The organism is Dactylosporangium cerinum (assembly GCF_042653625.1).
GTDB lineage: Bacteria > Actinomycetota > Actinomycetes > Mycobacteriales > Micromonosporaceae > Dactylosporangium > Dactylosporangium cerinum.
The window spans coordinates 278,055-302,673 of record NZ_JBHSIU010000066.1 but is presented as its reverse complement, the minus strand read 5'-3'; the positions used below and the strand labels follow the sequence as shown (position 1 = coordinate 302,673).

The 24,619-nt window shown below is 70.5% G+C and carries 22 protein-coding genes; 10 read left to right on the top strand and 12 right to left on the bottom strand.

Translation table 11 applies throughout. The features are described 5' to 3' along the window. Window positions 1-149 precede the first annotated feature (149 nt). Window positions 150-2,399, top strand: a complete 2,250-nt coding sequence (locus tag ACFPIJ_RS43725; RefSeq protein WP_380124876.1) for a winged helix-turn-helix domain-containing protein — start codon at window positions 150-152, stop codon at window positions 2,397-2,399. A 36-nt stretch (window positions 2,400-2,435) separates the two neighbouring features. Here the strand turns inward: ACFPIJ_RS43725 and ACFPIJ_RS43720 are convergent, their stop codons facing one another. Continuing rightward, window positions 2,436-3,170 carry a sulfite exporter TauE/SafE family protein gene (locus tag ACFPIJ_RS43720; RefSeq protein WP_380124874.1) on the bottom strand — a complete coding sequence of 245 codons (735 nt, stop codon included), beginning with the start codon at window positions 3,168-3,170 and terminating at the stop codon, window positions 2,436-2,438. 158 nt (window positions 3,171-3,328) lie between these two features. On the opposite strand from ACFPIJ_RS43720, the gene ACFPIJ_RS43715 reads away from it, so the two are divergent. Then, window positions 3,329-4,024, top strand: a complete 696-nt coding sequence (locus tag ACFPIJ_RS43715) for a hypothetical protein (protein WP_380124872.1) — start codon at window positions 3,329-3,331, stop codon at window positions 4,022-4,024. A gap of 149 nt (window positions 4,025-4,173) precedes the next feature. Here the strand turns inward: ACFPIJ_RS43715 and ACFPIJ_RS43710 are convergent, their stop codons facing one another. Continuing rightward, window positions 4,174-4,548, bottom strand: a complete 375-nt coding sequence (locus tag ACFPIJ_RS43710) for a hypothetical protein (protein ID WP_380124870.1) — start codon at window positions 4,546-4,548, stop codon at window positions 4,174-4,176. Window positions 4,549-4,752: 204 nt separating this feature from the next. Between ACFPIJ_RS43710 and ACFPIJ_RS43705 the strand changes: the two genes are divergently transcribed. Further along, the gene (locus tag ACFPIJ_RS43705; RefSeq protein ID WP_380124868.1) at window positions 4,753-6,372 is read left to right on the top strand and encodes an FAD-dependent oxidoreductase; all 1,620 of its coding nucleotides are present in this window, start codon (window positions 4,753-4,755) and stop codon (window positions 6,370-6,372) included. Window positions 6,373-6,383: 11 nt separating this feature from the next. Then, a complete protein-coding gene (locus tag ACFPIJ_RS43700) occupies window positions 6,384-7,601 on the top strand; it encodes a cytochrome P450 (protein ID WP_380124866.1) in 1,218 nt (405 codons plus the stop codon). A gap of 60 nt (window positions 7,602-7,661) precedes the next feature. Here the strand turns inward: ACFPIJ_RS43700 and ACFPIJ_RS43695 are convergent, their stop codons facing one another. The 6 genes from ACFPIJ_RS43695 to arfA all read right to left on the bottom strand — a co-directional run bounded on the left by ACFPIJ_RS43695 (window position 7,662) and on the right by arfA (window position 13,762). Then, the gene (locus ACFPIJ_RS43695; protein ID WP_380124864.1) at window positions 7,662-8,126 is read right to left on the bottom strand and encodes a hypothetical protein; all 465 of its coding nucleotides are present in this window, start codon (window positions 8,124-8,126) and stop codon (window positions 7,662-7,664) included. Window positions 8,127-8,200: 74 nt separating this feature from the next. After that, window positions 8,201-9,199, bottom strand: a complete 999-nt coding sequence (locus ACFPIJ_RS43690) for a glycoside hydrolase family 43 protein (RefSeq protein WP_380124862.1) — start codon at window positions 9,197-9,199, stop codon at window positions 8,201-8,203. Beyond that, window positions 9,196-10,020 carry a carbohydrate ABC transporter permease gene (locus ACFPIJ_RS43685; RefSeq protein WP_380124860.1) on the bottom strand — a complete coding sequence of 275 codons (825 nt, stop codon included), beginning with the start codon at window positions 10,018-10,020 and terminating at the stop codon, window positions 9,196-9,198. The genes ACFPIJ_RS43690 and ACFPIJ_RS43685 overlap by 4 nt, the downstream gene beginning before the upstream one ends. Continuing rightward, complete coding sequence (locus ACFPIJ_RS43680) at window positions 10,017-10,883, bottom strand: carbohydrate ABC transporter permease (protein WP_380125417.1); 867 nt, start codon at window positions 10,881-10,883, stop codon at window positions 10,017-10,019. Before ACFPIJ_RS43680 ends, ACFPIJ_RS43685 begins: the two co-directional genes overlap by 4 nt. 65 nt (window positions 10,884-10,948) lie before the next feature. Next, the gene (locus ACFPIJ_RS43675) at window positions 10,949-12,262 is read right to left on the bottom strand and encodes an ABC transporter substrate-binding protein (RefSeq protein WP_380124858.1); all 1,314 of its coding nucleotides are present in this window, start codon (window positions 12,260-12,262) and stop codon (window positions 10,949-10,951) included. 3 nt (window positions 12,263-12,265) lie between these two features. Then, complete coding sequence (gene arfA, locus ACFPIJ_RS43670) at window positions 12,266-13,762, bottom strand: arabinosylfuranosidase ArfA (protein WP_380124856.1); 1,497 nt, start codon at window positions 13,760-13,762, stop codon at window positions 12,266-12,268. Window positions 13,763-13,849: 87 nt separating this feature from the next. Here arfA and ACFPIJ_RS43665 point away from each other — a divergent pair, with 87 nt between their 5' ends. Beyond that, on the top strand, window positions 13,850-14,851 hold the full coding sequence (locus ACFPIJ_RS43665) for a LacI family DNA-binding transcriptional regulator (protein ID WP_380124854.1): 1,002 nt from the start codon (window positions 13,850-13,852) through the stop codon (window positions 14,849-14,851). Between the two features lie 25 nt (window positions 14,852-14,876). Here the strand turns inward: ACFPIJ_RS43665 and ACFPIJ_RS43660 are convergent, their stop codons facing one another. Together ACFPIJ_RS43660 and ACFPIJ_RS43655 are read right to left on the bottom strand one after the other, a co-directional pair. Further along, window positions 14,877-15,554 carry a FadR/GntR family transcriptional regulator gene (locus ACFPIJ_RS43660; protein WP_380124852.1) on the bottom strand — a complete coding sequence of 226 codons (678 nt, stop codon included), beginning with the start codon at window positions 15,552-15,554 and terminating at the stop codon, window positions 14,877-14,879. A gap of 43 nt (window positions 15,555-15,597) precedes the next feature. Continuing rightward, entirely contained in the window at window positions 15,598-16,710 is a 1,113-nt protein-coding gene (locus ACFPIJ_RS43655; protein WP_380124850.1) for a C45 family autoproteolytic acyltransferase/hydolase, read from the bottom strand. Window positions 16,711-16,842: 132 nt separating this feature from the next. On the opposite strand from ACFPIJ_RS43655, the gene ACFPIJ_RS43650 reads away from it, so the two are divergent. Together ACFPIJ_RS43650 and ACFPIJ_RS43645 are read left to right on the top strand one after the other, a co-directional pair. Beyond that, window positions 16,843-17,805, top strand: coding sequence for an acetylxylan esterase (locus tag ACFPIJ_RS43650; RefSeq protein WP_380124848.1), 963 nt, complete (start codon window positions 16,843-16,845; stop codon window positions 17,803-17,805). Next, window positions 17,802-18,749: an amidohydrolase family protein gene (locus ACFPIJ_RS43645; RefSeq protein ID WP_380124846.1), complete on the top strand. Its 948-nt coding sequence runs from the start codon at window positions 17,802-17,804 to the stop codon at window positions 18,747-18,749. Before ACFPIJ_RS43650 ends, ACFPIJ_RS43645 begins: the two co-directional genes overlap by 4 nt. Here the strand turns inward: ACFPIJ_RS43645 and ACFPIJ_RS43640 are convergent. After that, window positions 18,700-20,304 carry an IS1634 family transposase gene (locus ACFPIJ_RS43640; protein ID WP_380124844.1) on the bottom strand — a complete coding sequence of 535 codons (1,605 nt, stop codon included), beginning with the start codon at window positions 20,302-20,304 and terminating at the stop codon, window positions 18,700-18,702. The two genes, ACFPIJ_RS43645 and ACFPIJ_RS43640, sit on opposite strands and share 50 nt — an antisense overlap. Before the next feature lie 377 nt (window positions 20,305-20,681). Here ACFPIJ_RS43640 and ACFPIJ_RS43635 point away from each other — a divergent pair, with 377 nt between their 5' ends. The 3 genes from ACFPIJ_RS43635 to ACFPIJ_RS43625 are packed head-to-tail and all read left to right on the top strand — an operon-like array spanning window position 20,682 to window position 23,732. Beyond that, window positions 20,682-21,947 carry an extracellular solute-binding protein gene (locus ACFPIJ_RS43635; protein WP_380124842.1) on the top strand — a complete coding sequence of 422 codons (1,266 nt, stop codon included), beginning with the start codon at window positions 20,682-20,684 and terminating at the stop codon, window positions 21,945-21,947. Window positions 21,948-21,951: 4 nt separating this feature from the next. Beyond that, window positions 21,952-22,911, top strand: a complete 960-nt coding sequence (locus ACFPIJ_RS43630) for a carbohydrate ABC transporter permease (protein ID WP_380124840.1) — start codon at window positions 21,952-21,954, stop codon at window positions 22,909-22,911. After that, window positions 22,908-23,732 carry a carbohydrate ABC transporter permease gene (locus ACFPIJ_RS43625; protein WP_380124838.1) on the top strand — a complete coding sequence of 275 codons (825 nt, stop codon included), beginning with the start codon at window positions 22,908-22,910 and terminating at the stop codon, window positions 23,730-23,732. The genes ACFPIJ_RS43630 and ACFPIJ_RS43625 overlap by 4 nt, the downstream gene beginning before the upstream one ends. Before the next feature lie 26 nt (window positions 23,733-23,758). Here the strand turns inward: ACFPIJ_RS43625 and ACFPIJ_RS43620 are convergent, their stop codons facing one another. Continuing rightward, window positions 23,759-24,514 carry a GntR family transcriptional regulator gene (locus tag ACFPIJ_RS43620; RefSeq protein ID WP_380124836.1) on the bottom strand — a complete coding sequence of 252 codons (756 nt, stop codon included), beginning with the start codon at window positions 24,512-24,514 and terminating at the stop codon, window positions 23,759-23,761. Window positions 24,515-24,619 lie beyond the last annotated feature (105 nt).

Sequence of the window (24,619 nt, the reverse complement as noted above, 5' to 3'; positions counted from 1 at the left end):
GCGACACAGACCGTCCTATCGATGCTGCCCACCGACTCGATGGGGCTAGCGGAAGATCGTCAGCGGAGGTCGGAGGTGCAAATGGGTTCAATTCCGTGCATCACGTGGCGCGACGCCCGCTCACAGTCGGGCCTCCGGGACGGTTCGTGATGACGGACCTCGACGATGTGGCACCGCCTGGGAACGCGTTGTCGTCCCGGCACCTGCGCCGGGACCGCCTGCACGACACCCTCGACGGCGCCGCAGGACATCGATGCGTCCTGGTGATCGGGCCGGCGGGAATCGGCAAGACCGAGCTGCTGCGGGCCTGGTGCGCCGAACAGCCCATGGTCACCTTCTACGACCTTGCCCACGACGGACCGGCGCGGTTGCGCCCGCCCGTCCGGTCCAAGACGTCGATGTCGATGGTATTGGACAACGTACACCGTGCGAGCAAGACGCAACTCGACGACATCATCGGTCTGCTTGCCGAGCCGGTCGGGCCGAGGCTCGTCATCGCCGGCCGGTGGGTGCCGCCCCGGCTCCGGGCCTGCCTGCCGACCGCCGGCAGCACCGAGATCGACGGTTCCGCGCTCGCGCTGACCGAGGACGAGACCGCGCGGCTCTGCGCCCGCTACGGCCGCCTGTCACCAGAGACCCTCGCCGAGGTGTACGCGGTGACCGGCGGCTGGACCGCGGGCGCGATCGTCGCGGCCACGAGCATCGCCGGCGATCCGGTCGGCACCGGGCATCAGCTGCACCGGCTGCACGCCATCGGTGCGACCCTGCACGACTACGTCGTCGGCGACGTCCTGGCGCACCTGTCCGACGACGACCGCCGGGCGGTCGCCGACACCAGCTCGGTGGAGACCGTCTCCGCGGCGCTGTTCACCGCCCTCACCGGCCGGCCCGACGCCGGGCGGCTCCTGGAGGAGCTCGCCCGGGACGGCATGTTCGCCGTTGCTGTCGGCGAGCGCGGTTGGCACCGGTACTGCCGCCTGTGGCGCACGGCCCTGTACCTGCACGCCCAGCACTTCGAACCGGACCGGCTGCGAAGCCTGCACCGCACCGCCGGCGACTGGTACCTCGCCCACGGCCGGTACCGCGAAGCGGTCCACCACGCCACCGCCGCCGGCGATCATGCGCACGCCGCGGAGCTGACCACCAGGTACCGCTTCCACCTGCTCGCCGACGGCCCGCTGATCACCGTGATCCCGGCGCCGTCACCCACCTGGCCGGTTCCACTGGTGGCCGGCAACAGGCCATCCCGGCACGCCGGACCGGTGACCGCGGTTGCCGGCGTGCTGGCACAGACGGCGGCCACGGCCCGGGACGCACCGGACGCGGACGCCGCCCGGCACGTCGTCGAGCGGGCCGCACCCGTCATCGCCGCCCTGAACGCCGGCCGCCCGCTCGAGGCTCGAACGCACCTCATCGCCTGGCTCCGCGCCGCCCACCAGCTCGGACCGCTCCCCCACGCCCGGGCGCTGCGGCACTCCGCCGCCACGGAGCTGCAGCTCGGCAACCTCCAACTGGCCGCGGCCCGCGCCGGCCAGACCCGCCGGATCCTCGCCGATCACGGGGTCAGCGGCGCGCACGACGACGGCTGGGCCACGATCGTGCTGGCCGCCGTGCACATCCAACGCAACGAGCTCACCGCCGCCGCCGAGCAGCTCCGCGGGCTCGCCGTCGACCTGTGGCGCACGGACGCCCCACTCACCGCCGCCGAACACCTGCACCGCGCCATGATCGAGCAGCAGCGCGGCGACGTCCAGGCCGCGCTGCGCACCACCCGGCAGCTCATCGAGACCGGCACGCCGTCAGCGGAGCTGCTCCACCTGCACGTCCAGCTGCTCCTGGCCAACGGGCACACCATCGATGCCGAGCGGCACGCGCAGACCTACGCGGTGTGGCTCACCGACCCGCTCCGCCGCCTCGTCGACGCCGGCCTCCTGCTCGCCCAGCACCGGGCCGCCGAGGCCACCGAAACGCTGCAGACCTTCGTGCAACACACCGACGGCTCCACCCTGTGCCGCATCGACGCCCTGCTCCTGCTCGCGGACGCGGCAGCGCAGACCGGTCACCTCGAACACGCCACCCACCTGCGCCGCCAGGCCGAACGTATCGCCGCACCGGCCGGCATCCGGCGCCCCTTCCTGCTCAACCCGCCGCAGAACACGGTGGATCCGGGCCCACCAGTCCGCGGGCCGGCCGATCGGGTGCCACCGGCGACGCTCACCGATCGCGAACTGGATGTCCTGCGCCTGCTCAACACCCTGCTGACGGTCGCCGAGATCGCCGCTGCGCTCCACCTGACCGACAACACCGTGAAATCCCACGTCAGCGGCATCTACCGCAAACTCAAGGTGCGCCGCCGCCGGGACGCGGTGCGGCTCGCGTACACGCTGCAGCTGCTGTAACCGACAAGGACCGCCGGACACGGTGACGACCGGCGGTCAGGAGAGGCCCACCAGGAAGCACAGTCCGGCGACGAGCAGGCCGGCCTCGACCAGGACGACGAACACCCGGTCGCTGACCCGGCCGACGATCTTCTTGCCGACCCACGCACCGGCGAGCGTGGCCGGGGTGAGGGCGGCGCCGTACAGCAGCACCCGCACGGTGAGCAGGTCACCGGTCCCGTACGCCACGACCTTGGTGAGGTGCATGGTCAGCGCGGCGGCCGCTTCGGTGCCGATGTAGGCGGCCCGGGTCAGGCCGTAGGCGAGGAAGAACGGGGCGGTCAGCGGGCCGACCGAGCCCAGCAGCGCGGACCCGAACCCGGAGGCCGCGCCGACCCCGGCGAACGCACGGTCGCTGAGCGCGCCGGGCCGGCGGTGCAGCCGGCGCCAGCCGACGACGGCGATCAGGAAGACCCCGAGGATGCGTTTCAGCGGGCTCAGCGGTGCGTGCGTCAACAACAGCGCCCCGGCGACGGCCAGCGGGACGGCCCCGGCGGCGAACCAGCCCACCAGCGGCCAGCGCACCGCGTCGCGGTTGAGCCACGTCCGGGAGCCGTTGCTCGACAGTTGGGTGAGCGTCAGCATCGGCACGGCGAAGCGCAGCCCGAACAGGGCGGTGAACACCGGCAGCAGCAGCACACCACCACCGAACCCGGCCACCGCCGACAGCATCGCCAGCAGGAACGCCGCCGCCGAGGCGAGCAGCAACGTGGGCACCAGAGCGCCTGCCATCAGGGGAACCGATCTCTCGCTCGGATGAGTGGCTGGGCATGTGCGACCATCATCCACCGGCCTGCACCGACACGGTGACGACGCCTTGACGCCACGGCCGGCGAGGCAGGTCGCGCCGATATCCTTGGCCGCGATCATGATCGGGAAGGGCGGACGCGTTGCCGAACAAGGGCTCGTCACGGCTGGCTGCCGCCGTCCCGTTGCTGCTCGCCTGTGTCCCGCTGCTGGCCCTGCTGTCGACCGGCGCCTGGCCGGTCGTTCCGGCCGTGCTGGCGCTCGCCGCCGCCGCCTACGGCGGTCAATGGCTGGCCCGTCGCCGGGTGCTCGCCGCGCAGGCCAGCGGTCAGGGGCGGTGGGAGGGGCACCTCGACGCCGCGATGGCCACCGCCTGGCTGTGGGATGCCGGCGGCCTCGCGCTCTTCAGCTACCAGGGCTGGCTTCCGTGCCGGATCACCGGTGACGCGCTCGGCCTGACCATCGCCCCGCGCGGGCTGCTGCTGCCCCGGCGACGGCGATACCAGCCGGTGAGCGTGCCATGGACCGACATCGCCGGCGGGCGGCAGCTCGCACCGGTGTTCCGCAACCAGGCCGGGCAGTTCTCGCTCCTGCCGCTGACCGAGCTGACGATCGACGTCGTCGGCGCCACCGCGCAGGGCGCGAACGACCTCGACTATCTCGACGGCGAGCCCGAGGCCGGCGAGGTGCTCGACGAACTGCGCGAACTCTACGGACCGCAGTGGCAGCCCGGCACCGTCCCGCTGACCGCCATGCTGTCCTCACCGGCGGGCCTGCTCGACCTGATCCGCACCCGGGGCCAGGGCCAGCCGAGCCGGGTGCCGCCGACCCAGTTGTAACTCGCCGCCGCAGCCGTCGACATCACCGCTGGTCGCGTCGGCAGGTTACGGCCAGCAGGATGAAGGCTCCGGTCCGCTCGGCGACAGCACAGCGACCTTGCAGACGAGCACCGGCGGTTCGCCCGCGACCTCCGCAACGGCCGAACGCCTTATCCACGGCCGAAGTCGGCCGGTACCTCGGCCGCCTTTGCCTTGAATGCCCCACGCACGAGCTCATCGTCCACCAGGTCGTAGAAGTCGTCCGTCCACGAATCGGCGGACTCGCCGATCAAGCTGCGGCGCAGGACGTCCTCCAAAAGGTCCGCGGGCGCCGGCAACCCGAAGTACCGCATGGCGTCGATCGCGCGCCTGACGCGAAACGGCTCGTTGACCTCCAGCGCGAAGCCCAGGCCGCCACCCATCGCTGAATTGTGGACGCGCAGCAAGGACGCGAGCTGCTCGACACCCGAGGGGGTTCCTTCAGGGACCTCCCCGTCGGCGCCGTAGTCAGCAGCGTCATTCCAGAGACTGTCGAGGTCGTCCAACCCGCCCACCTCCACGACACGCGGCTCGCCGATCGATCGCCGGCCTTCCCAAGGGACGGTGGTCACTTCACCACAGGACCCGATTGCACCGCCCGCAGGGGTACCGCCGCCATTGTTGCCGGAGGAGAGATCGGCCGCTTCACCAGGTTTTGTCGCCGCGGCAGCGGGCAGACCCGCCGGACGTCTCGTCCGGGAGGTCGGCTGATGAGGGTCGTCGTGAATCTCACCCGTTGTCAGGGATATGCCCAGTGCGCATTCCTCTCGCCGGACGTGTTCCGGATGCATGGAAGCGAGGCCTTGCTGTACGACGCCGAACCGGACGAGGCGCAGCGGGCGCGCGTCCTGCAGGCCGCGGCCGCCTGCCCCGTGCAGGCGATCCTGGTCGACGGGCTCGGCGCCCGGGAGGCTGACGAGCCCGTCACGGCGGCGGGACGGCCGGGCCGGGCCGACCCCAGCCTCGAGATGCTGCGCCGGGAAGGCCGGGTCGTCATCGTCGGCGCGTCGCTGGCCGGCACCCGCGCCGCGGCGGTCCTGCGCCGCGACGGCTTCCGCGGATCGCTGACGGTCATCGGCGACGAGCCGCACCAGCCCTACGACCGGCCGCCACTGTCCAAGCAGGTCCTCGACGGCTGGCTCGGCGCCGATCACACCGAGCTGCCCCGCCGCGACGAGCTCGACGCGGAGTGGGTGCTCGGTACCCCTGCAACCGCCCTGGACCGCGCTGAGCGACGGGTACACCTCGCCGACGGCAGCGCGGTCGAGTACGACCGGCTGCTCGTCACCACCGGCACCCGGGCCCGGCCCTGGCCCGACCCGGCCGAGGCGGCGCTCGACGGCGTGTTCGTGCTCCGCGGCCGGGACGACGCGGCCGCGCTGCGCCAACGCCTCGACGCGCGTCCCGACCGTGTGCTCGTGATCGGCGCCGGCTTCACCGGCTCCGAGGTCGCGTCCGTCTGCAGGGAGCGCGGCCTGCCCGTGACCGTCGCGGAGCGCGGCGCGACCCCGCTGGTCGGCGCGCTCGGCGCCGTCGTCGGCGCGGTCGCCGCCGACCTGCACCGCGAGCACGGCGTCGACCTGCGCTGCGGCGTCACCGTCGCCGCGCTCGAGGGCGATGCCGGCCGGCTACGCCGGGCACATCTGTCCGACGGCACCACCGTCGACGCCGACGTGGCGGTCGTCGCGCTCGGGGCGCTTCGCAACACCGAGTGGCTGTACGACTCGGGTCTCGCCGTGGGCGCCTGGGGCGTGGGCTGCGACGCCGGCTGCCGCGCGTTCGACGTCAACGGCCTGGTCACCGACGACGTGTTCGTGGCGGGGGACGTCGCCCGGTTCCCGCACCCGCTGTACGACTACCAGTTCCTGGCACTGGAGCACTGGGGCAACGCGGTCACCCAGGCCGAAGTCGCCGCCCACAACATGATCAGCGCCACGCCGGACCGCTGGCCGCACCTGGCCACACCGGTCTTCTGGTCCTCCCAGTTCGGCGTCAACATCAAATCCGTCGGCGTACCGACGTTCGCCGACCAGGTCGTCATCGCGCAGGGCAGCACCGACCGGCGCCGGTTCGTGGCCGTCTACGGCAAGGAGGGGCGCATCACCGCCGCGGTCGCCTTCGATCAGGGCCGGTGGCTGGAGTTCTACCAGCGACTGATCGAGCGGTCCGCGCCGTTCCCGCCGGACTTCCGCGCCGTCGACCCGCCCGCCGACCGGCGCCCCGTGCCGCCCGGCCTGCCCGACCACGGCACGCGCGACCTCGAGGCGACGGTGCTGGTGACCGGGCACGCTCCGAGCGATCGCCGCGCCGAACTGGTCCACCACCGCTGAAGGGGGCACCGATGGCACTTCTTGACCGGATCCTCGACCCGGCCAGCCGGGCCGACCCGTACCCGCTCTACGAACGCCTCCGGGAGACCCCGGTGGCCCGTCAGCCGGACGGCACCTACGTCGTCAGCACCTACGACGAGGTCGTCGCCCTGCTCCACGACCCACGGCTCAGCTCCGACCCGCGCAACCATCCCGGCAGCGACGACCTGACGGCGTCCCCCGACGGTCTGCCGATGGAGTTCATCCGCCTCGACCCGCCGGAGCACGACCGGCTGCGCGACGCGGCGATGCGCCCGTTCGGACCGCCGCACACGCCCGGACGCATCCAGGCCCTGCGTCCCTGGTTGACCGACTTCTCGAACGACCTCATCGACGGCTTCGCCGGCCGTACCCAGGTCGACCTGGTCGAGGAGTTCGCCTACCCGCTGCCGGTCGCGGCGATCTGCCGGCTGCTCGGCGTGCCCCGCGAGGACCAGCCCCGCTTCCACGAGTGGGCGGACGCGCTCATCCGCACCTTCGACCCGAGCACCGGCACGTTCCCCCAACGGCAGGAGGCCCGCAACGCGGCCACCGCCGAGCTCGGCCGATACCTGGCCGCCCTGGTCGACGACCGCGGCGACCACCCAGGCGACGACCTGATCTCCGGCATGCTCGCCGACCCCGGCCCGCACGGCCCGCTGGCCCGCGGCGACATCGTCGCGACGAGCGCGCTGCTGCTCGTCGCCGGCCACGAGACCACGGTGAACCTGATCGCCAACGGCATGCTCACCCTGCTACGCCATCCGGACCACCTCGATCGGCTACGCCGCGACCCCGACCGGGCCGTGCCATTGGTCGAAGAGCTGCTGCGGTACGAGCCGCCGGTGCACATGATCACCAGCCGCAGCACCCTCGCCGACATCGACGTCGACGGCACCACGATCCCGGCCGGCTCGCCGCTCATGCTCATGCTCGCCGCCGCCAGCCGCGACCCGAAGCGTTTCACCGAGCCCGACCAGTTCAACCCCGACCGCCCCGACAACCAGCACCTCGGATACGGCAGCGGCATCCACTACTGCTTCGGCGCGCCGCTCGCCCGGGTCGAGACGCAGGTCGCCCTGGCAGCCCTCGCGCAGCGGCTGGTAAACCCGCGGCTGGCATCCGACCCACCGCCGTACCGCCCGAACCCGACCCTGCGCGGCCCCAGCCACCTGCCCATCGAGTTCGACGCGATCCGCCCCGCGCCGTAGCGGAAACGGTCGGGCGCTGCGAGTGGACGTACGGCGAGGCTCACGAGCATGCTCCGCCCATCACTCGTCCGTCCAGCACTCGCCGCCATCCAGCCATTCGCCCGGCACCACCTGCCGTACTGCGGCGATGGCGTCGGCCGACGTCGCGCGGACCCACAACCACGTCCCAGCGTCCTCACGCAGGATTGCCCCAGGCCCTTCGAACCACCGCATCGGCCCGCCGCCCGCCCACAGCGGGTAGTCAGGGATCGGCAGCCGGCGGAAGTGCTGCTCCAGCGACACCCTGGCTTCGTCGTCCAGCTCACGGTTGTCGGTGAGCATCTCGCCCGAGAGCATCCACTCCGACAGTGCCATCTCCACACAAGCGACCGACACCCGATCGAAGTAGGGCTGCCAGGCGCGTTCCGCCGGCCTGGACGATTCGAGCCGGAACACCGCCGGCGGGTCCGGCTCAGCCACGGCCGATCGGGGTTGCGTATCGAGCTGCGAACAGCCGGACGAAGCGCCACGCACCACGAGCATCACGAACGCCGCCGGCGAGTTCGGCATGAAGATCGAATACGTCGGTCACGAGGGACACCATAGAGCCGGCGCCGGCGTCAGGGGCGGCGCTGCGGGGTGGATGTCGGGCCGTGCACCACCGGCCGGCCGTCCTCCCAGGTGACCTCGTCGAGCCAGAGCTGCCGGCCGGGAGCGATCGAGCCTTCCGCGCCGGCCGGCCACGCGTGGTACAGCAGCCAGGTCCGTCCGTCGTGCTCCACCATGGAGGCATGGCCAGGCCCGGAGGCGCCGTTGCCGGACGTGAGGATCGGGTTGCCGGGCGGCTTGTGGCAGGGGCCGAGCGGGGTGTCGCACAGTGCGTACCCCTCGGCGTAGTCGGCCTTGTCGTAGGCGTTGGCGGCGTAGAACAGGAACAGCTGACCGTCGTGCCGCCACAGGAACGGGCCCTCCACGACGTGGCCCTCCCACGGCTCGGTCTGCCGAAGCAGCCGCGAAGGCTCGCCCAGCAGCGTCAGGCCGTCCGGCGACAGGCGCTGCGACCACAGCCAGGTGTCCTGCCCGATGGCGTTGCCGTCGTTCTTCCACAGCAGGTAGAGGCTGCCGTCGGTGTCGCGGAACGGGCTGGCGTCGATCGAACCGCCGAGGTCCGCCTGGCACACCAGCGGACCGGCGGCACTGTCCACGTAGGGACCGCCGGGCGCCGTCGCGGTCGCCCGGCCGATGCACTGCCGCCCGGAGGCGCGGTCGGCGACCGTCGGGTAGAGCACGTAGCGCCCAGGGTCGAGCGCGAGGACCTCCGGCGCCCAGGTCTTGCCCGGTGCGGCCCAGGCCGGCAGGGCCGGGAACGCGTCGCCGGCCGGGGTCCAGGTGACCAGGTCCGGCGACGTGAGGACGGGGACGTTCGCGCCGGAGGCGTTGGTGTGGAAGAGGTGCCAGGTGCCGTCGACGAGGATCGCCTGCGGGTCCGGGGTGTCGGCGGTGTGGACCGGGTTGGTGAACATGCTGGAACCTTCCGCGGCGGGTGGGGGGCCGCCGCCGTCGCAGCCGCCAAGGGAGAGCGCGGCGACGACAGCGGCGGCCAGGAGCGGGCGGTTCACCCCTTGAGCCCGCTGCGGGAGACGCCCTCGATCACGTAGCGCTGGGCGAGGACGAAGAGCACCAGCGCCGGGACGCTGGCCAGGACGGCGCCGGCCATGACGACGGGGTAGTCGGTGACGTAGGCGCCCTGCAGCAGGCCGAGCCCGGCCGGCAGGGTCAGGTGGTCGGCGCTGAACAGGGTGAAGACCGGCCAGAGGAAGTCGTTCCAGTTGGTGAGGAACGACAGCACGAGCAGGGTCGCCAGGGCCGGCCGGGACAGCGGCAGGACGACCTTCACGAACACCTGCCACTGGTTCGCGCCGTCGAGGATCGCGGCCTCCTCCAGTTCGCGGGGCAGCGACAGGAAGAACTGGCGCAGGAAGAAGACGCCGAAGGCCGAGGCCGCGGTGGGCACGACCAGCACGGTGAGCGTGTCGAGCCAGCCGATGGTGTCCACGATGAGGAAGCTCGGGATGATCAGGGTCGCCGGGGGCACGAACAGGGTGGCGACGATGAGCCCGAACACCGCGCCCCGGCCGCGGAACCGCATCCGGGCCAGGGCGTAGGCGGCGGTGGAGGCGGTGGCGAGCACGAGCACGGCGTGCAGGGTGGCGGCGAGCATGCTGTTGGCGAACCAGCGCAGCACCGGGTTCTGCGAGCCGGCCTCGAACAGCCGGCCGTAGCCGTAGGTCGAGGCCGGGTCCGGCAGCCAGGTCGGTGGGCTCTGCTGGGCGGCGGGGTACGTCTTGAACGAGGTCAGCACCATCCACACCAGGGGGATGACGAAGACGGCGGTGAAGGCCAGGAGGGTGGCGTACAGCGCGATGCGGCGGATCGTCACGAGTCCTCCTGGTAGCGGAAGAGCCGGAAGTTGGCGATGCTGACGACCGCGAGCATGAGCGTGAGGGTGACGCTCATCGCGGCCGCGCGGCCGGCGTCGTTCTGGCCGATGCCGAGTGCGACGACGTAGGACACGACGGTGCGGGTCTCGTTGCCCGGCGCGCCCTGGGTGATCAGGTAGGACTGGCCGAACATGTTGGCCGAGGCGAGAATCGTGGTGGTGATGACGAACAGCAGCACCGGTCGCAGCCCGGGCAGGGTGACGTGCCAGAACCGCTGCCAGGCGGAGGCGCCGTCCATCTTTGCCGCCTCGTAGAGCTCGGCCGGGATGTCCTGCAGCCCGGCGAGGTAGATGACGGCGTTGAAGCCGCAGGTCCACCAGACGGTGACGCCGACGAGGGACACCCACGCCCACGGGGTCGCGGTCAGCCAGGGGGTGTGGGTGCCGAACAGGTGGTTGACGAAGCCGAGGTTCGCGTCGAGCAGGAACCGCCACAGCAGCCCGATGACGGCGACGCCGAGCACGTAGGGCGCGAAGTACACCGCCCGGAAGAACGTGCGGCCCGGGAACGACCGGTTGAGCAGCACGGCGATGCCGAGCGGCAGCGCGACGAGCAGCGGCACCGAGAGCACGGTGAAGATCGCGGTGGCGCGGACGCTCTCCCACCAGTCGCTGTAGACGAGCGAGTCGGGCGTGAACAGCTCCGTGTAGTTGTCCAGGCCGGTGAACGGCTTGTTGGGCAGCTGGAAGTCCCACTGGTGCAGGCTCAGCCACACGCCCAGCCCGATCGGCAGCAGCCCGAACCCGCCGAAGATCAGCAGGTACGGCAGCAGGAACAGGTACGGCGTCGACCTGCCGTGCATCACCCGGGCCGCCCCTGACGGTGCAGGCGGCGATCCGGGTGATGCCACTGGCGAGCTCATCCGGGTCAGCTCCCGTACTTCTTGCGGTTGTCCTCGAGGAGCTTGTCGGCCTTGGCCACGCCGTCGTCGAGGGCCTGCTTCGGTGACTTCTTGCCCAGCACCGCCTCGTTGAATGCCGTGTAGAACAGGTTGGTGACGTCGCCGATGCCGGGCGCGGCCGGTGGGAACGCGGCGTCGGGCAGCTCCGCGGCGAGGGTGTTGACCTCGGTGAGTTCCTTGAACTTCGGGTCGTCGCGGACCGCGTTGCGGGCCGGGACCTGCCCGCCGGCGGCCCAGTCCAGGGAGTGCTGGCTGAGCCAGTTGATGAAGACCTTCGCGCCGGCGACCTTGTTCTCGTCGGTCTTCTTCTGCTGCACGATGGTGAAGTTGTGCGAGTTGGCCCAGACGGCCTTCTTGGTGCCGATCTGCGGCACCGGCGCGACGCCCCACTGCACGTCGGGGCTCTTCTTGAGGTCGTTGACCTGCCAGATGCCGTTGATGTTGATGGCGTTCTGGTTGCTCTTGAGCGCCAGGTAGTCCGCGTCCTGGCCGACGTTGGCCGGTGAGTGCCCGTCTGCGATGAGCTTGGTGAGCCAGCTGACCGCCTCGACGGCCTGGTCGGAGTTGAAGGTGGCCTTGGTCGCGTCGGCGTTGTAGAGCGTGCCGCCGAACTGGTGGACCAGTGAGTAGCCGGTCATGCCGCCGGTGAACTGGAACGGGCTGATCCAGAAGCCCTGGATGCCGGCTCCCTTCAGCGCGGTGAGCGTGGCCTCGAACTCGCTGCGGTTCGTCGGCGGCTTGGCCGGGTCGAGCCCGGCCTTCTGGAACAGGGCCTTGTTGTAGTACATGCCGACGGGGTGCATGTCGAGCGGGATGCCGTAGCGCTTGCTCTGGTACAGGCCGCCCTTCCAGACCGTCGCGGCGAAGTCGGACTCGCTCAGGCCGAGCGCGGAGGCCACGTCGTCGACCGGCTGGATGACCTTGCGGGCCGCGAACGTGGCGAGCATGTCCATGTGCATGACCGCGATGTCGGGGCCGTTGCCGCTGGACACCGCGCCGGGGAGTTTGGCGTAGTAGTCCTCCCACTTGTACGTGGCGACGGTGATCGCGATGTTGGCGTGCTCGGTGTTGAACTGGTCGACGAGCTTCTTGAAGATGTCGCCGTCGCCGCCGGTGAAGCCGTTCCACAGGTTGATGGTGACCTTGGGGCCGGTGTAGTCCTTGCCGCCGTTGCCCGCGGCGGCGGGCCCCTTGTCGTCGTCGCCGCAGGCGGCCAAGGTCATCGCGGCGGCGGCACCGAGCCCCAGGCCCAGCAGCTGTCGTCGGTTGAAGGTGGTCATGGTTCAGCGCTCCTCGTGGGGGTGTGCGAAGCGGATGAGGTTCCAGGAGGCGGCCTCGAGTCGGACCAGGCCGGCGGTGGGCGGTGAGAGCGGGCGCGGGGTGACGCGGTCGGGTGTTTCGGCGGTGTTGGTGGCGTCGCCGGCGGCGATGCTGAGGTGTTCGTGGGCGACGAGCCCGGGCAGGGCGCGCAGGTCCAGCTGCAGCTGGATGTCGGTGTCGCCGCGGTTGACCGCGAAGACCGCGAGGGCGCCGGTCTCCTCGTCGTGGACGGCGACGGTGTCCACGGACGGCACCCGGCCGTAGCGGGCGGTGTCGTGGGAGGGGCCGGTCGGCTCGGTGCGCAGGACCGTGCCGCGGGCGTGCCGGGCGGTGAGGGCGAACGGGTGGAAGATGCTCTGCCGCCAGGCCGGCCCGCCGGTGACGGTGCGGATCGGCGCGATGACGTTGGCCAGCTGCGCCTGGCAGGCGACGCCGACCCGGTCGGCGTGCCGCAGCAGCGTGATGAGCAGGTCGCCGACGACGACGGCGTCGGTCGCGGTGAACGTGTCCTCGATGAGTGCGGGCGCCTCGGCCCAGTCGCGGTCCAGGTCGGCGGGGAGGCCCTGCTGATACCAGACATTCCACTCGTCGAAGGAGATCTTGAGCCGGCGGGTGCGGCGCTGCTTCGCCGCGACCTGGTCGGCGGTCGCCACGACCTCGGTGATGAACGCGTCCATGTCGACCGCGGAGGCCAGGATGCTGGCGCGGTCGCCGTCGGTCGGGTCGTAGTAGGTGTGCGCGGAGATGTAGTCGACGTGCTCATAGGTGTGTTCGAGGACCGTGGCCTCCCAGGCGGCGAAGGTGGGCATCCCCCGGTTGGAGCTGCCGCAGGCGACGAGGCTGACCCGCGGGTCGACCATCTTCATCGCCCGGGCCGTCTCGGCGGCGAGCCGGCCGTATTCGTCGGCGGTCTTGTGCCCGACCTGCCACGGGCCGTCCAGCTCGTTGCCCAGACACCAGAGGCGGATGTCGTACGGGTCCTCGGCGCCGTGTTTGCGCCGCAGGTCCGACAGGTGCGTACCACCGGGGTGGTTGGCGTATTCCAGCAGGTCACAGGCCTCCTGCACGCCGCGGGTGCCGAGGTTGACCGCCATCATCGGCTCCACGCCGGCCGCCCGCGCCCACACCATGAACTCGTCCAGGCCGAAGGCGTTGGTCTCGACGCTCTTCCAGGCCAGATCGAGGCGGCGGGGCCGGTCGCCGGTGGGGCCGATGCCGTCCTCCCAGCGGTAGCCGGAGACGAAGTTGCCGCCGGGGTAGCGCACCACGGACACCCCGAGTTCCCGGGTCAGTGCCAGGACGTCGCCGCGCAGCCCGAGCGGGTCGGCGGTGGGGTGGCCGGGCTCGAAGACGCCGCCGTAGACGCAGCGGCCCATGTGCTCGACGAAGGAGCCGAACAGCCGCCGGTCGGCAGGGCCGATGCGGAACGCCGGGTCGATCGTCACCTTCGCCGTGTCCAATGGTGTCGCCTTTCGTTCGAACGTGCTGACTTTCTACAACGTTGAATACAACGTTGTAAAGAGCTGGACACAAGGTAGAGTCCTCGCGTGCGCCACAGACTGAAGGACGTCGCCGAGCGCGCCGGGGTGTCGGTGAAGACGGTGTCCAATGTGGTCAACGGATATCCGCACGTCCGGCCGGACACCCGCGCCAAGGTCGAAGAGGCGATCGCCGCCCTGGAGTACCGGCCCAATCTCTCCGCGCGCAACCTGCGCCGCGGCCGCACCGGCATCATCGCGCTCGCCGTGCCCGAGATCGACCTGCCCTACTTCGCCGAGCTCGCCCGGCACGTCGTCGACGCCGCGGCCAAGCACGACTGGACCGTGCTCATCGACCAGACGAACGGCTCCGCCGAGCAGGAGCGCACGGTCGCCCTCGGCATCCGCGACCACCTCATCGACGGCATCATCTTCAGCCTGCTCGCCCTGACCGCCGCGGACCTGGCCACCGGCTCGGAGCGGGCGCCGATGGTGCTGCTCGGCGAGCGCGTGCACCACGGGCCGGCCGACCACGTCGCGATCGACAACATCGCCGCCGCCCGCGACATGACCACCCACCTGATCGCCCTCGGCCGGCGCAGGATCGCCGCGATCGGCGCCCAGCACACCGCCGAGGGCGTCACGGCCCGGCTCCGCCTGGCCGGCTACACCGCCGCGCTGACCGCCGCCGGGCTGCCCGTCGACGAGACGCTGATCGTGCCGGCCTCGGCCTGGCACCGCACCGACGGCGCCGCCGGCATGCGCGCGTTACTGGCCACCGGCGCCCGCCCGGACGCCGTGTTCTGCTTCAACGACACCCTCGCCCTGGGCGCGCTCCGGGCGCTGCACGACGCCGGCCTGCGGGTCCCCGACGACGTGGCGGTCGCCGGCTTCGACGGCATCGAGGACGGCCGCTTCTGCGTGCCGACACTGACCACCATCGCCCCGGACAAGGAGCGCCTGGCCCAGGTGGCGGTCGACCTGCTCGCCGCCCGCCTGGCCGGCCCGGACGGCGCGCCGCCCCAGGAACGCCTCGTCGACTACGAGCTGCGCCGGGGCGAGAGCGCCTGACCCCGGCGACGTAAGGCGTGGGCTGCTATTTCCGGCGTCCGGACGCGCTCACGGTGTCCTCCACGGCGGCCAGGTGCAGCTTCATCGCATTGGCCGCCGCGTTGGCGTCGCGCTCCGAGATGGCGGCGAGGATGGCGTCGTGCTCGTCGGCCGCCTGGACCGCCCGGCCCGGGACGGCTGCCGCGGCGATGGCCTGCTCCTGCAGGACCGAGCGGAGTTCCGAGACCAGCCGGGGGAACAGCGGGTTGGCGGTCGCGGTGGCGATGGCCACGTGGAAGTCGGCGTCGATGCCGACCCGGATGGAGGGGTCCTGCTCCTCACGGAACCGCACGAGCAGCGCGGTCATCGTCTTGAGGTCGGTCCGCGAACGGCGCTCGGCCGCGAGGGCGGCCAAGGGCACCTCCAGCGTCCGGCGGACCTCGTGCAGGTCGCGGGGAAGGTATTTGCCGGTCAGCAGTTGGGACGGCGCGAACTGCGCGTCGACGAAGGTGCCCTTGCCCGCATATGAACGGGTGAGACCGAGCGCGCTCACGCTGTGCAGCGCCTCACGGATCACCGAACGGCTGACCTCGAACGACTTGGACAGCTCGGCCTCGGACGGCAGCCGCTGACCCACCGCGAACTCGCCCGACTCGATGAGTTCGATGAGTTGCGATCGCACGTGTTCCGCGGCAGTGCGCTGCGCGACGGGGATCACCTTCACGGCTGCCAGGTTAACAGCCTGTCGGGCAGCCGTACGGCCGGAACTAGGCATCGACGCGCACCGGCGCTGACCAGGTCGACTCGCACGGGCTGCCGGCGGCGTACACCAGCGAGCGAGCCGAAAGGTCCATCACGATCCCCGCGACGGTGCAGGTGCGCTCGGCCACGGGCTGAGCCGAGTCCGGGTGCTGGCACACGCTGTGCGGTGCGTCCGCGTGGTCGGCCAGCGCCTCCTGCAGGCTCTCGATCGTGTGCGTGTCGTGTTGCTGCACGCGCGCGGTCAGGTGGTGCAGCCGGTTGCGGGTGTGCGCCTTGCGCTCGAGATACCGGTCCACCCCCGTGAGACCGTCGACCAGGAAGTGGTTGGCGTGCGTGACCGCACCGTCGACGGGAGCGATCACGCCGCACGGGCCGTCGCCCGGTCCGGTCTCCAGGTCCGCGCAGAACCCGCCCGCGTCCGCGATGAGATAATTTGCGGAGTTCGCCCGCGATGTGGATTGGATCCGCTGGACGGCCTCCGCACCACTGTCGCTGTCGAGCACCGATCGCAGCAGCACGTGGTACGGGACGCCGAACCGGCCCTCGTCCCCGTCCGAGATGAGGGTGTTGGTGCACAGGCCGACCCCGCTGGAGTTGATCCCGACCTTCGCCAGCATCCCGGCCTCGACCACCGTGACGAAGTCCGGGCCGTCGTCCCGGCGCACCCGCAGCACGATCGCGGTTTCCCGGGCCCCCTCGATCCAGTCCCAGTTCTGCCCCATCAGCGCGGCGCCGGAGGTCGTGCGCTCGGGGGTCAGCGCGAACGACGTGCACTCGGTGGATGCCACCGCCCGGGCCCGTCCGGGAGCGGCGAACATGATCTCGCTGCGGGTGTTCAGGGCCAGGATGTCGGCCACCTCGACGCCGGCACCGCGGGCGATCGCCCGGATCTCCCGCGCGGACGCCGGCGAGAAGTCCTCGATCGGACCGGCGAACCGGAGTCCATGTCGCCGCACGGTGTCCCAGTCCCACGACGCGTAGTGCCGGAACACATCGGCATAGGTCCGCAACGCGTGCTCGATCCGGGTCTTCGCGGCGAGGCCGTACTGGTATCCCCGCTCGTCCGGGTCACCCGCGACGGCAATGACGTCGTACCCGGAGGCGACTGTCCGCGCCATGCCCGCACCTCCACTCGTAGCTCCTGGCTTCACTCGCCTGGCAGGCTATCAGGTTGCATGACAAGTTGTCCCTTCCCCGGCGGGGTCGTCGTTGCCTAGACTCCTGTCGGACTGTCAGACAGGAGTCGCGCAATGCGGGTGGACCTTCCCCTCGATCAACTGGTGCGGTACGAGTACCCGCACCCCGAGCCCGGGGACTTCGACGCCTTCTGGAGCCGGACCCTGCACGAACAGGGCGCGCATGCCCTCGATCCGCGGTTTGAGCGGGTGGACGCGCTGGTTCGGACCGTTGACGTGTACGACGTCACCTTCGGCGGATATGCCGGGGACGAGGTACGGGGTTGGCTGCTGCTGCCGCACGAGCGAACCGGTCCCCTGCCGCTGGTGGTGGAGTATCTGGGCTACGGCAGCGGACGCGGGCACCCGGTCGAGTCGCTCGCCTACGCCAGTGCCGGCTTCGCGCACGCCATCATGGACTCCCGCGGCCAGGGCAGTGCCCTGCGGGCCGGCCACACCGCGGACCCGCATGGGGCGGGCCCGTCCGCGCCGGGGTTCATGACCCGGGACATCCTCGATCCCGAGCGGTACTACTACCGCCGCCTGTTCACCGACGCGTACCGGTTCGTCGATGCCGTGGCGACCCACGAGGCCGTGGCGGGCGACCGGATCGCGGTGACGGGACGCAGCCAGGGGGGTGCCCTGGCGCTCGTGGCAGCCGGCCTGCGGGACGATGTCCGGCTGGCGATGCCGCATGTGCCGTTCCTGTCCGCCTTCCGGCGCGCAGTAGAGGTGACGGACCACAATCCCCATGGGGAGATCGTCAGATGGCTGGCCGCCCACCGCGGTTCGGTGGAGCGCGCCTTCGAGACCCTCGCCTACTTCGACGCCGTGTCCTTCGCCCGCCGGGCCGCCTGTCCCGGCCGGTTCTGCGTCGCCCTGCATGACGTCGTAAGTCCGCCTTCCACCGTTTTCGCTGCATACAATGCCTACGCCGGGCCCAAGGAGATGACCGTGTGGCAGTTCAACGGCCACGAGGCGGGCGGGCCCGAAGACCTCTTGCGAACCATCCGTGCCGTCCGAGAGCTGGTGTCATGACCATCGTCGACTTTCACCACCACGCGCCATTGGCGTCCTATGTCAGCCGGTTGACGGCACTGGGAATCCAGGCTCAGCCGGGCGCCCCGTTTCCGGTGTGGGAGCCGGCGGACTCGGTCCGGATGATGGATCGGCTGGGCATTGACCTGGCCGTGCTGTCCGTCGCCTCACCCGGGTTCTACTTCGGCGATCAGACCTTCACCACGGCCCTGTGCCGGGACACCAACGACGAGCTGACCGAAGTGGTCCGCGATGGCGACGGCCGGTTCGCGGCGGTTGCCTGCCTGCCGCTGCCCTCGGTCGATGCCGCGCTCACCGAGGTCGAGCGGGTGTTCGACCGGCCGGAGTTCGTCGGCGTCGGCCTGCTCACCAGCTACGCCGGGTCGTACGTCGGCCATCCCAAATTCGACGGCCTGCTGGAAACCCTGAACGACCGCGGTGCGTTCATCCACGTGCATCCGGTGCTGCCCGCATGGTGGCCCGAGGGCGAGATCCCCATCCGGCCGTCGGTCCTGGAGTATCTCTTCGACTCGACGCGCCTCATCACGAATCTGCTCCTCACCGATGTGCCGCGCCGATTTCCGCGAATCCGGTGGGTCTTCTCGCACTGCGGCGGCGCGATGCCGGTCGTCGCTCCGCGCATGGTGCTGGCCGAAGGCATGCCGGAGCTCACGGCCGTCGCTGCGCAGGGCGGCGTCCTGCGCGCGCTGGCGGCGTTCCGCTATGACACCGCGCTGTCCCACACCGCCGCCGACCTCGGCGCGCTGTTGTCCTTCATCGACGACTCGCGGGTCGTGCTGGGAACGGACTTCCCGTTCTCGTCGCTCGACGAGGTGGCCGAGCGCTTCGCCCTCTTGCGCGAGTATCTCGGCGACACGCATCGGTCGGCCGTGCTCAGCGAGAACGCCCGCGAGCTCCTCGGCGACCGGGCGCGGACGCGGTGACCCGGGCCGGCGGCTGGATGCTCAGCGCCCGGTAGATGGCCGCCTGCTCGGGGCCCAGCGGCGTGGTCTGCGTGACGGTGCCGGCCGGACCTGTGAGGGTCACCTGGGCCACCCGCCCGAGCTGCCGGTTGATGGTCCGCCAGGGTTGACCGCTGGAGTGCTCGGCGACGCGGATCAGCAGCAGCGCCAGCCACCAGATCAGCACGTGCGCGCGGATGCGCTGTCCCGAGCGGTGGGCGGCCGCTCCGGGCAGCAGCCACGCCTTGAGGTCACGAGCTTCCAGGAGATTCTTGTAGCCCAGGGCGACGTCTTCGGCACTGATGTGCGGGTCGGAGGTGGCGATGAGGAACTTGCCGTCGAGCCTGGCCTCGGCCTTGGCCTTGGCCAGGTCCACCTTCAGGCGCCCGTCGGGCAGCCGGATCAGCCAGCGGCCGAGGGTGGGGTGGTCGCGGAGCGTGCACTCGGCCCGCACGCGGGCGGCTTCGTCTCGGGCGTACTGGTCGGCGATCCGGGTCAGTTCGGTTTGGATGTGGACGATGGCCTCGTCGCGCTCCCGGCGGTCGCGCTGCGCCTGGTCCGGATCGTGGCACACGACGAACCGGGCGTCCTGGCCGTCGAGGCGGATCTCCCGGACGCGCAGGTCGTCGCGGACGTGCCGGTAACGGCCCGGGCGGGACAGCACCGCCGCGACGAGGCGGTTGCCGTCGCACATGCGCATCCCGGCGATGTAGTGCTCGCCGGCGCGGCGTAGGCCGGCCAGGTCGTCCGCGCCGGAGAAGGCACGCTCGACCACGGTGATGACCCGCCCAGGATGCCGGTCCAGCAGGTCGTCGCGGACCTCGGCCGGGACGGCGTCGTCACCGGCGCCACCCGGCCAGCACCAGCAGCGGACCGGGATGCCTTCCTTGGTCACCGCCAGGCCGATGACGATCTGCTCCCCGTCGTCGCAGGCGAACTGGATGGTGTCGAAGAACAACGGGTCGAGCCGGTCGGTCCCGGCGAGGAACAGCGCCTCCTGCACCCGCGCCTGTGTGTCCGTGCCCACGAGGAGATCCATCGCCCGGCGGACGTGTTCATCGTCCATCGTGGACAGCCCCGGCACGGCGGCCTCCTCGCGCACCCATTCCGCGGCCGGCAGCCCGCTCATCGGGGCCACCGCCCGGTGGGCGACCAGCGCGAACAACGCCCGTTCCAGGCCGGCGGTGAACCGCCGCGCGCCGGTGGCCGCACGCACGGCCGCACCCACGTCGAGGCGGTGCCACAGCGCGTCGAGCAGCCAGGTGGCTCCGATGGTCCGGACATCGATGACCTCCAGCGACGCGGCCCGGGCGGCCGCACCCGCCGACGCGGCACCGGCCGGCTCATCGCCGCCGAAGTGCCTGCCGATCGACGCGGCCAGCCGCTGCAGCCCGGCCACGTCGACCTGGTCCTCCCGGCCCAGATTCATCAGGACGTCCGGCTTGATCTGCCCGTCCACCCGCCGGTTGTGAGCCAGCGCAACATAGCGCACCACCGCGCCGTCGGCGTTGGTCCGCGAGGTGAATCGCAGGAACATGCCTACGACCAAACCATTCTTGACCTGCCAGCACAAGGTCAAGATACTGAGTCGCGTTACTACATGTTCATCCTTCCGAGCCGTCTCGCGACCGGTCGATACCGCTGCTGACCAGCGGCGATCCGAAACTGATCACTCCCGCGTGTGTACCAAACTGCGGGCCCCGGACGCAAGGAAACTTCGTAACGAACCGAGCGGAGGCCCTTGCGATCCACCTCACCACGGTGCACCCTGAGGGACAACTTATCCGGCTGTCAGACAGCCGGGCAGGTGGACAGGTTCGGAGGCACTGCGTACCCCGCGTTTGGCAGGTCTTCAGTCCCCAGCAGAGGAGAGCAGCGATGCGTGCAAGGAACTTCTGGCGCGGCCGTGTCGCCGTGGCCATCGGGCTGACGGGGGCCCTGGCCCTCGCGGCCTGTGGTGGAGCAAGCGACCCGGGCGCAAACAGCTCGGGCGAGATCAAGGGAACCATTGACTTCTGGATGGGCGACCCCATCGGGGACGCCCAGCAGCCAATCATGCAGAAACTGGCGGACGACTACGCCGCCGCACATCCGGGGACCAAGGTGAACCTCCGGTTCCTCGGTAAAGACGCACACCAGACGTACCTGACCTCGATCGCCGGTGGCAGCGTTCCCTGTGTCGCGCTCATCGGCAACACCTGGACCCCCGAATTCGCGGCGCTCAACGCCCTCGAGGTCTACGCCAACGACCCCAAGACGCTGCAGGGCACCTACGTGCCCGGCATGATCGAGTCGACCATCTTCAAGGGCAAGTCCTACGCCGTTCCCTACGACACCGGTGTCCGCGCCCTGATCTACCGCAAGGACATGCTCGAGGCGATCGGCAAGACCGCGGCCCCCGCCACCTGGCAGGAGCTGCGCGAGGACGCCCTGGCCATTCAGGCCAAGAACCAGGGCGTCAACGGGTTCGGCATCATCGGCGGCGCGCATTGGTACTACCTGCCGCTGATCTGGAACTGGGGCGGGGAGATCGCCAAGCAGAGCGGCGACAAGTGGGTCTCCGAGGCCGGCTCGACGCAGTCCGTCCAGGCGTTCCAGTTCTACTCCGACCTGCTGACCAAGGACCGCCTGTCGCCCGCCGGCGCCTCGGCCTGGACCGCGGCCGACGTCGACAAGTCCATGGGCCTGGGCCAGACGGCGATGATGGTCGGCGGATCGTGGGACCTGCGGACCATTCTCAAACAGAGCCCCGATCTGGAGGGCAAACTGGGCACGGCCGTCCTGCCCAAGGGGCCGGGCGGGAACAACGACACGTTCGCCGGCGGCAGCAACCTCGCCGTGTTCCGCGAGTGCAACAACAAGGCGGTGGCGAACGACTTCGTGAAGTTCATGATGACCAAGGAAAACCTCGTGCCGGTCACCTCGAACCTGGGTCTGCTCCCGGCGACGAACGACGCGCTGGCCCAGGAGAAGGCCACCGGGTCATTCTCCGCCCCGCTGTTCAAGGCGTACGCCGAGCAGGCCGACCACACCCGTTCCATTCCCCCGGTGGCCAGTTGGGGCAAGGTCGAGGGGGCCAACTCCATCGTGAACGCCATGCAATCGATCATGAGCGGCAAGAAGACGGCCGACGTCGCCATGAAGGAACTCGCGGACCAGGTGAACCAGGCAATTGGCTAAGAATGTGAAGACCACGATCCGTCGCGCGGCGTCCTCGGCCATCCCGAGGGCGCTGCGCGAGCGGCGCTTGCTGCACGGGCAGCAGGGCTTCGAGAGACGATTCCTGCCGTGGGCCTTCCTGGCGCCGCTGCTCGCGGTGATCGTCGGCGTGGTCGGATACCCTGTGGCGCGAACGATCTGGCTGTCGTTCTTCGACGGTGAGTACCTGCAGAGCGGACCGTTCGTCGGGCTGCAGAACTACCGCGACATCTTCGCCGACCCGAACTACACCGCCGCGCTGCTGCGCACGACCCTGTTCGCGGCCGCGGTGGTCGTCACCACGATCCTGCTCAGTCTGGCCATCGCCCTGGTCCTTGACGCCGCACCCCGCGCGGCCAGGGTGCTCAGCGTCATCGTGCTGCTTCCCTGGGCCATGCCGCGGGTCGCGTCGGGCATCGTCTGGAAGTGGATGTTCGACGACCAGTACGGCGTGGTCAACTGGCTGCTGGTCAACTGGTTCGGCCTCGACTCCTTCAACGGCTACTCCTGGTTCAGCACGGGTACACCGGCCATGGTCGCCATCACCGTCGCTGTCGTCTGGCACTCGGTCCCCTTCGTGGCGGTTTCCCTGTTCGCCGGGTTGCGCGGCACCCACGGTGAAGTGGTGGAGGCGGCCCGGGTCGACGGCGCCAGCGCCTGGCAGATCCTGCGACGGATCCGGCTGCCCATGATCCGCCCCCTGCTGGTCGTGATGACCACGATCTCGACCATCTGGGCGTATCAGTCCTTCGACCACTTCCTGGTGATGACCACACCGCCCGGCGGCCCGGACCACTCGACCGAGGTGTTGTCCCTGCTGACCTGGCTCGAGGCGTTCGCGCAGCTCGATCAGGGCTCCGCCGCGGCCATGGCCGTGGTCCTGTTCCTCATGCTGGCCGCGGTGAGCGTGCTGTACGTCCGGCTGAACCGAGAGGACGTTCGATGACGTCGCTGTTGCGCCGTGGGGCGCTGTTCCTGCTCGTTGCCGTGATCGTGGTGAGCAGCCTGTTCCCGTTCTTCTGGATGCTGGTCACGTCGGTCAAGCCCGACAGCGAGCTGTTCACCCGCACCCCGCGGTTCATCGTCACGTCGCCGACCGTGGAGCGGTACACGCACCTGCTCGACGGCAACATCCCCACCCAGTTCCGCAACTCCCTCATCGTCGCCGTGGCGACGACGGTGCTGACCGGCCTGATCGCCCTGCTGGCGGGCTACGCCCTGGCCCGCTACCGGCTGCGGACCCGGCACATCCTCACGGTCGTCATCCTCGTCACGCAGTTGTTGCCGCAGACCATCCTCGTCATCCCGTTGTTCACGCTGTTCCGCAACGCCGGCCTGCTCAACACGTTTCAGGGGCTGACCCTGAGCCACCTGGCCCTGACCGTGGGCCTGTGCACGTTCATGCTGCGCTCATTCGTCGTGGAGATCCCGTTCGAGCTCGAAGAGGCCGCCCTGGTCGACGGGGCAAGCCGGCTGCGCGCCGTCTGGTCGATCGTGTTTCCGCTGGCGTGGCCGGGGCTGGCCGCGAGCTCCGTCTACGCGTTCATCACGTCGTGGAACGAGCTCATGTTCTCGGCGACGTACATGCAGCGGCCCGCGATCGAAACGCTCCCCGTCGCCCTGCAGCAGTACTTCTCCAGTTACTACACCGACTGGGGCGGAGTGATGGCGGCGAGCGTGATCTTCACGATTCCCGTGGTGATCTTCTTCCTGATCATGCAGAAGCGGCTGATGCAGGGAATGGCATCGGGCGCCATGAAGGGCTAGAAGACGAAGGGCCAGAAGATGAAGGACTAGAAGCGGAACAGCGACGCCTGGAACCGGTAGGAGTCCCCGCGGTACAGCTGACGGCCCACGTCAAAACACTGATCGTGCTGGTCGAAGGTCTTCTGGTAGCCGACCAGCACCGGATCGCCGGGCTCGAGGCCGAGCACCTTGGCCTCGCGCGCCTTGACCGCCTCCGCCGCGAGCTCGTAGTCGCACCGGCTGGCCGCGATGTCATACCGGTCGCGCAGCACGTCGTAGAGCGACTGGCCGGTGAAGTCGACGTCCTCGATGCCGGGCACCCGGGCGGCATCGAGGCACGAGTGGTCGACACTGAGCGGCGAGCCGTCCAGGAACCTGACCCGGCGCAGGTCGACCACCGGCTGGGCGGCGTCAATGCCCAGGACCTCCGCCTCGGCCAGCGTGGCCGGGCGGATCATGGCCCGCACGACCCGGGACGTCGCCTCGATGCCGCGCTCGCGCGCGACCTCGCTGAGCCCGCGCAGCCGGTTGGGCTCGTGCACGAGCCGGTTTTCCGCGACGAACCAGCCGCGCTGCGGCGACGGCACGATCCGGCCGGCATCGGCCAGGGCGCTGAGCACCTGCCGCAGCGTCGCCCGGCTGACCCCGAGCTCGGCGGCCAGGGTGCGCTCACCGGGCAGCCGGGTGCCGGCCGGGAACTGCCCCACGGTCAGCGCTTCCTGGAGGGCGCGGTAGGCCTCGACCGCGTTGTTGCGGCCCTCCACCCGGGCCAGGGAGACCTTGAGGTCGAGTGCCTTCGCCACGGCTGCCACTCCTCGGTTGGTTCGTGTGTGCGCTGCATCCTAGCGCCCTTGCCGCGCATGGCGGATCCGATTGACACGCACGACCCGGTCCTCCAGACTGGTCTA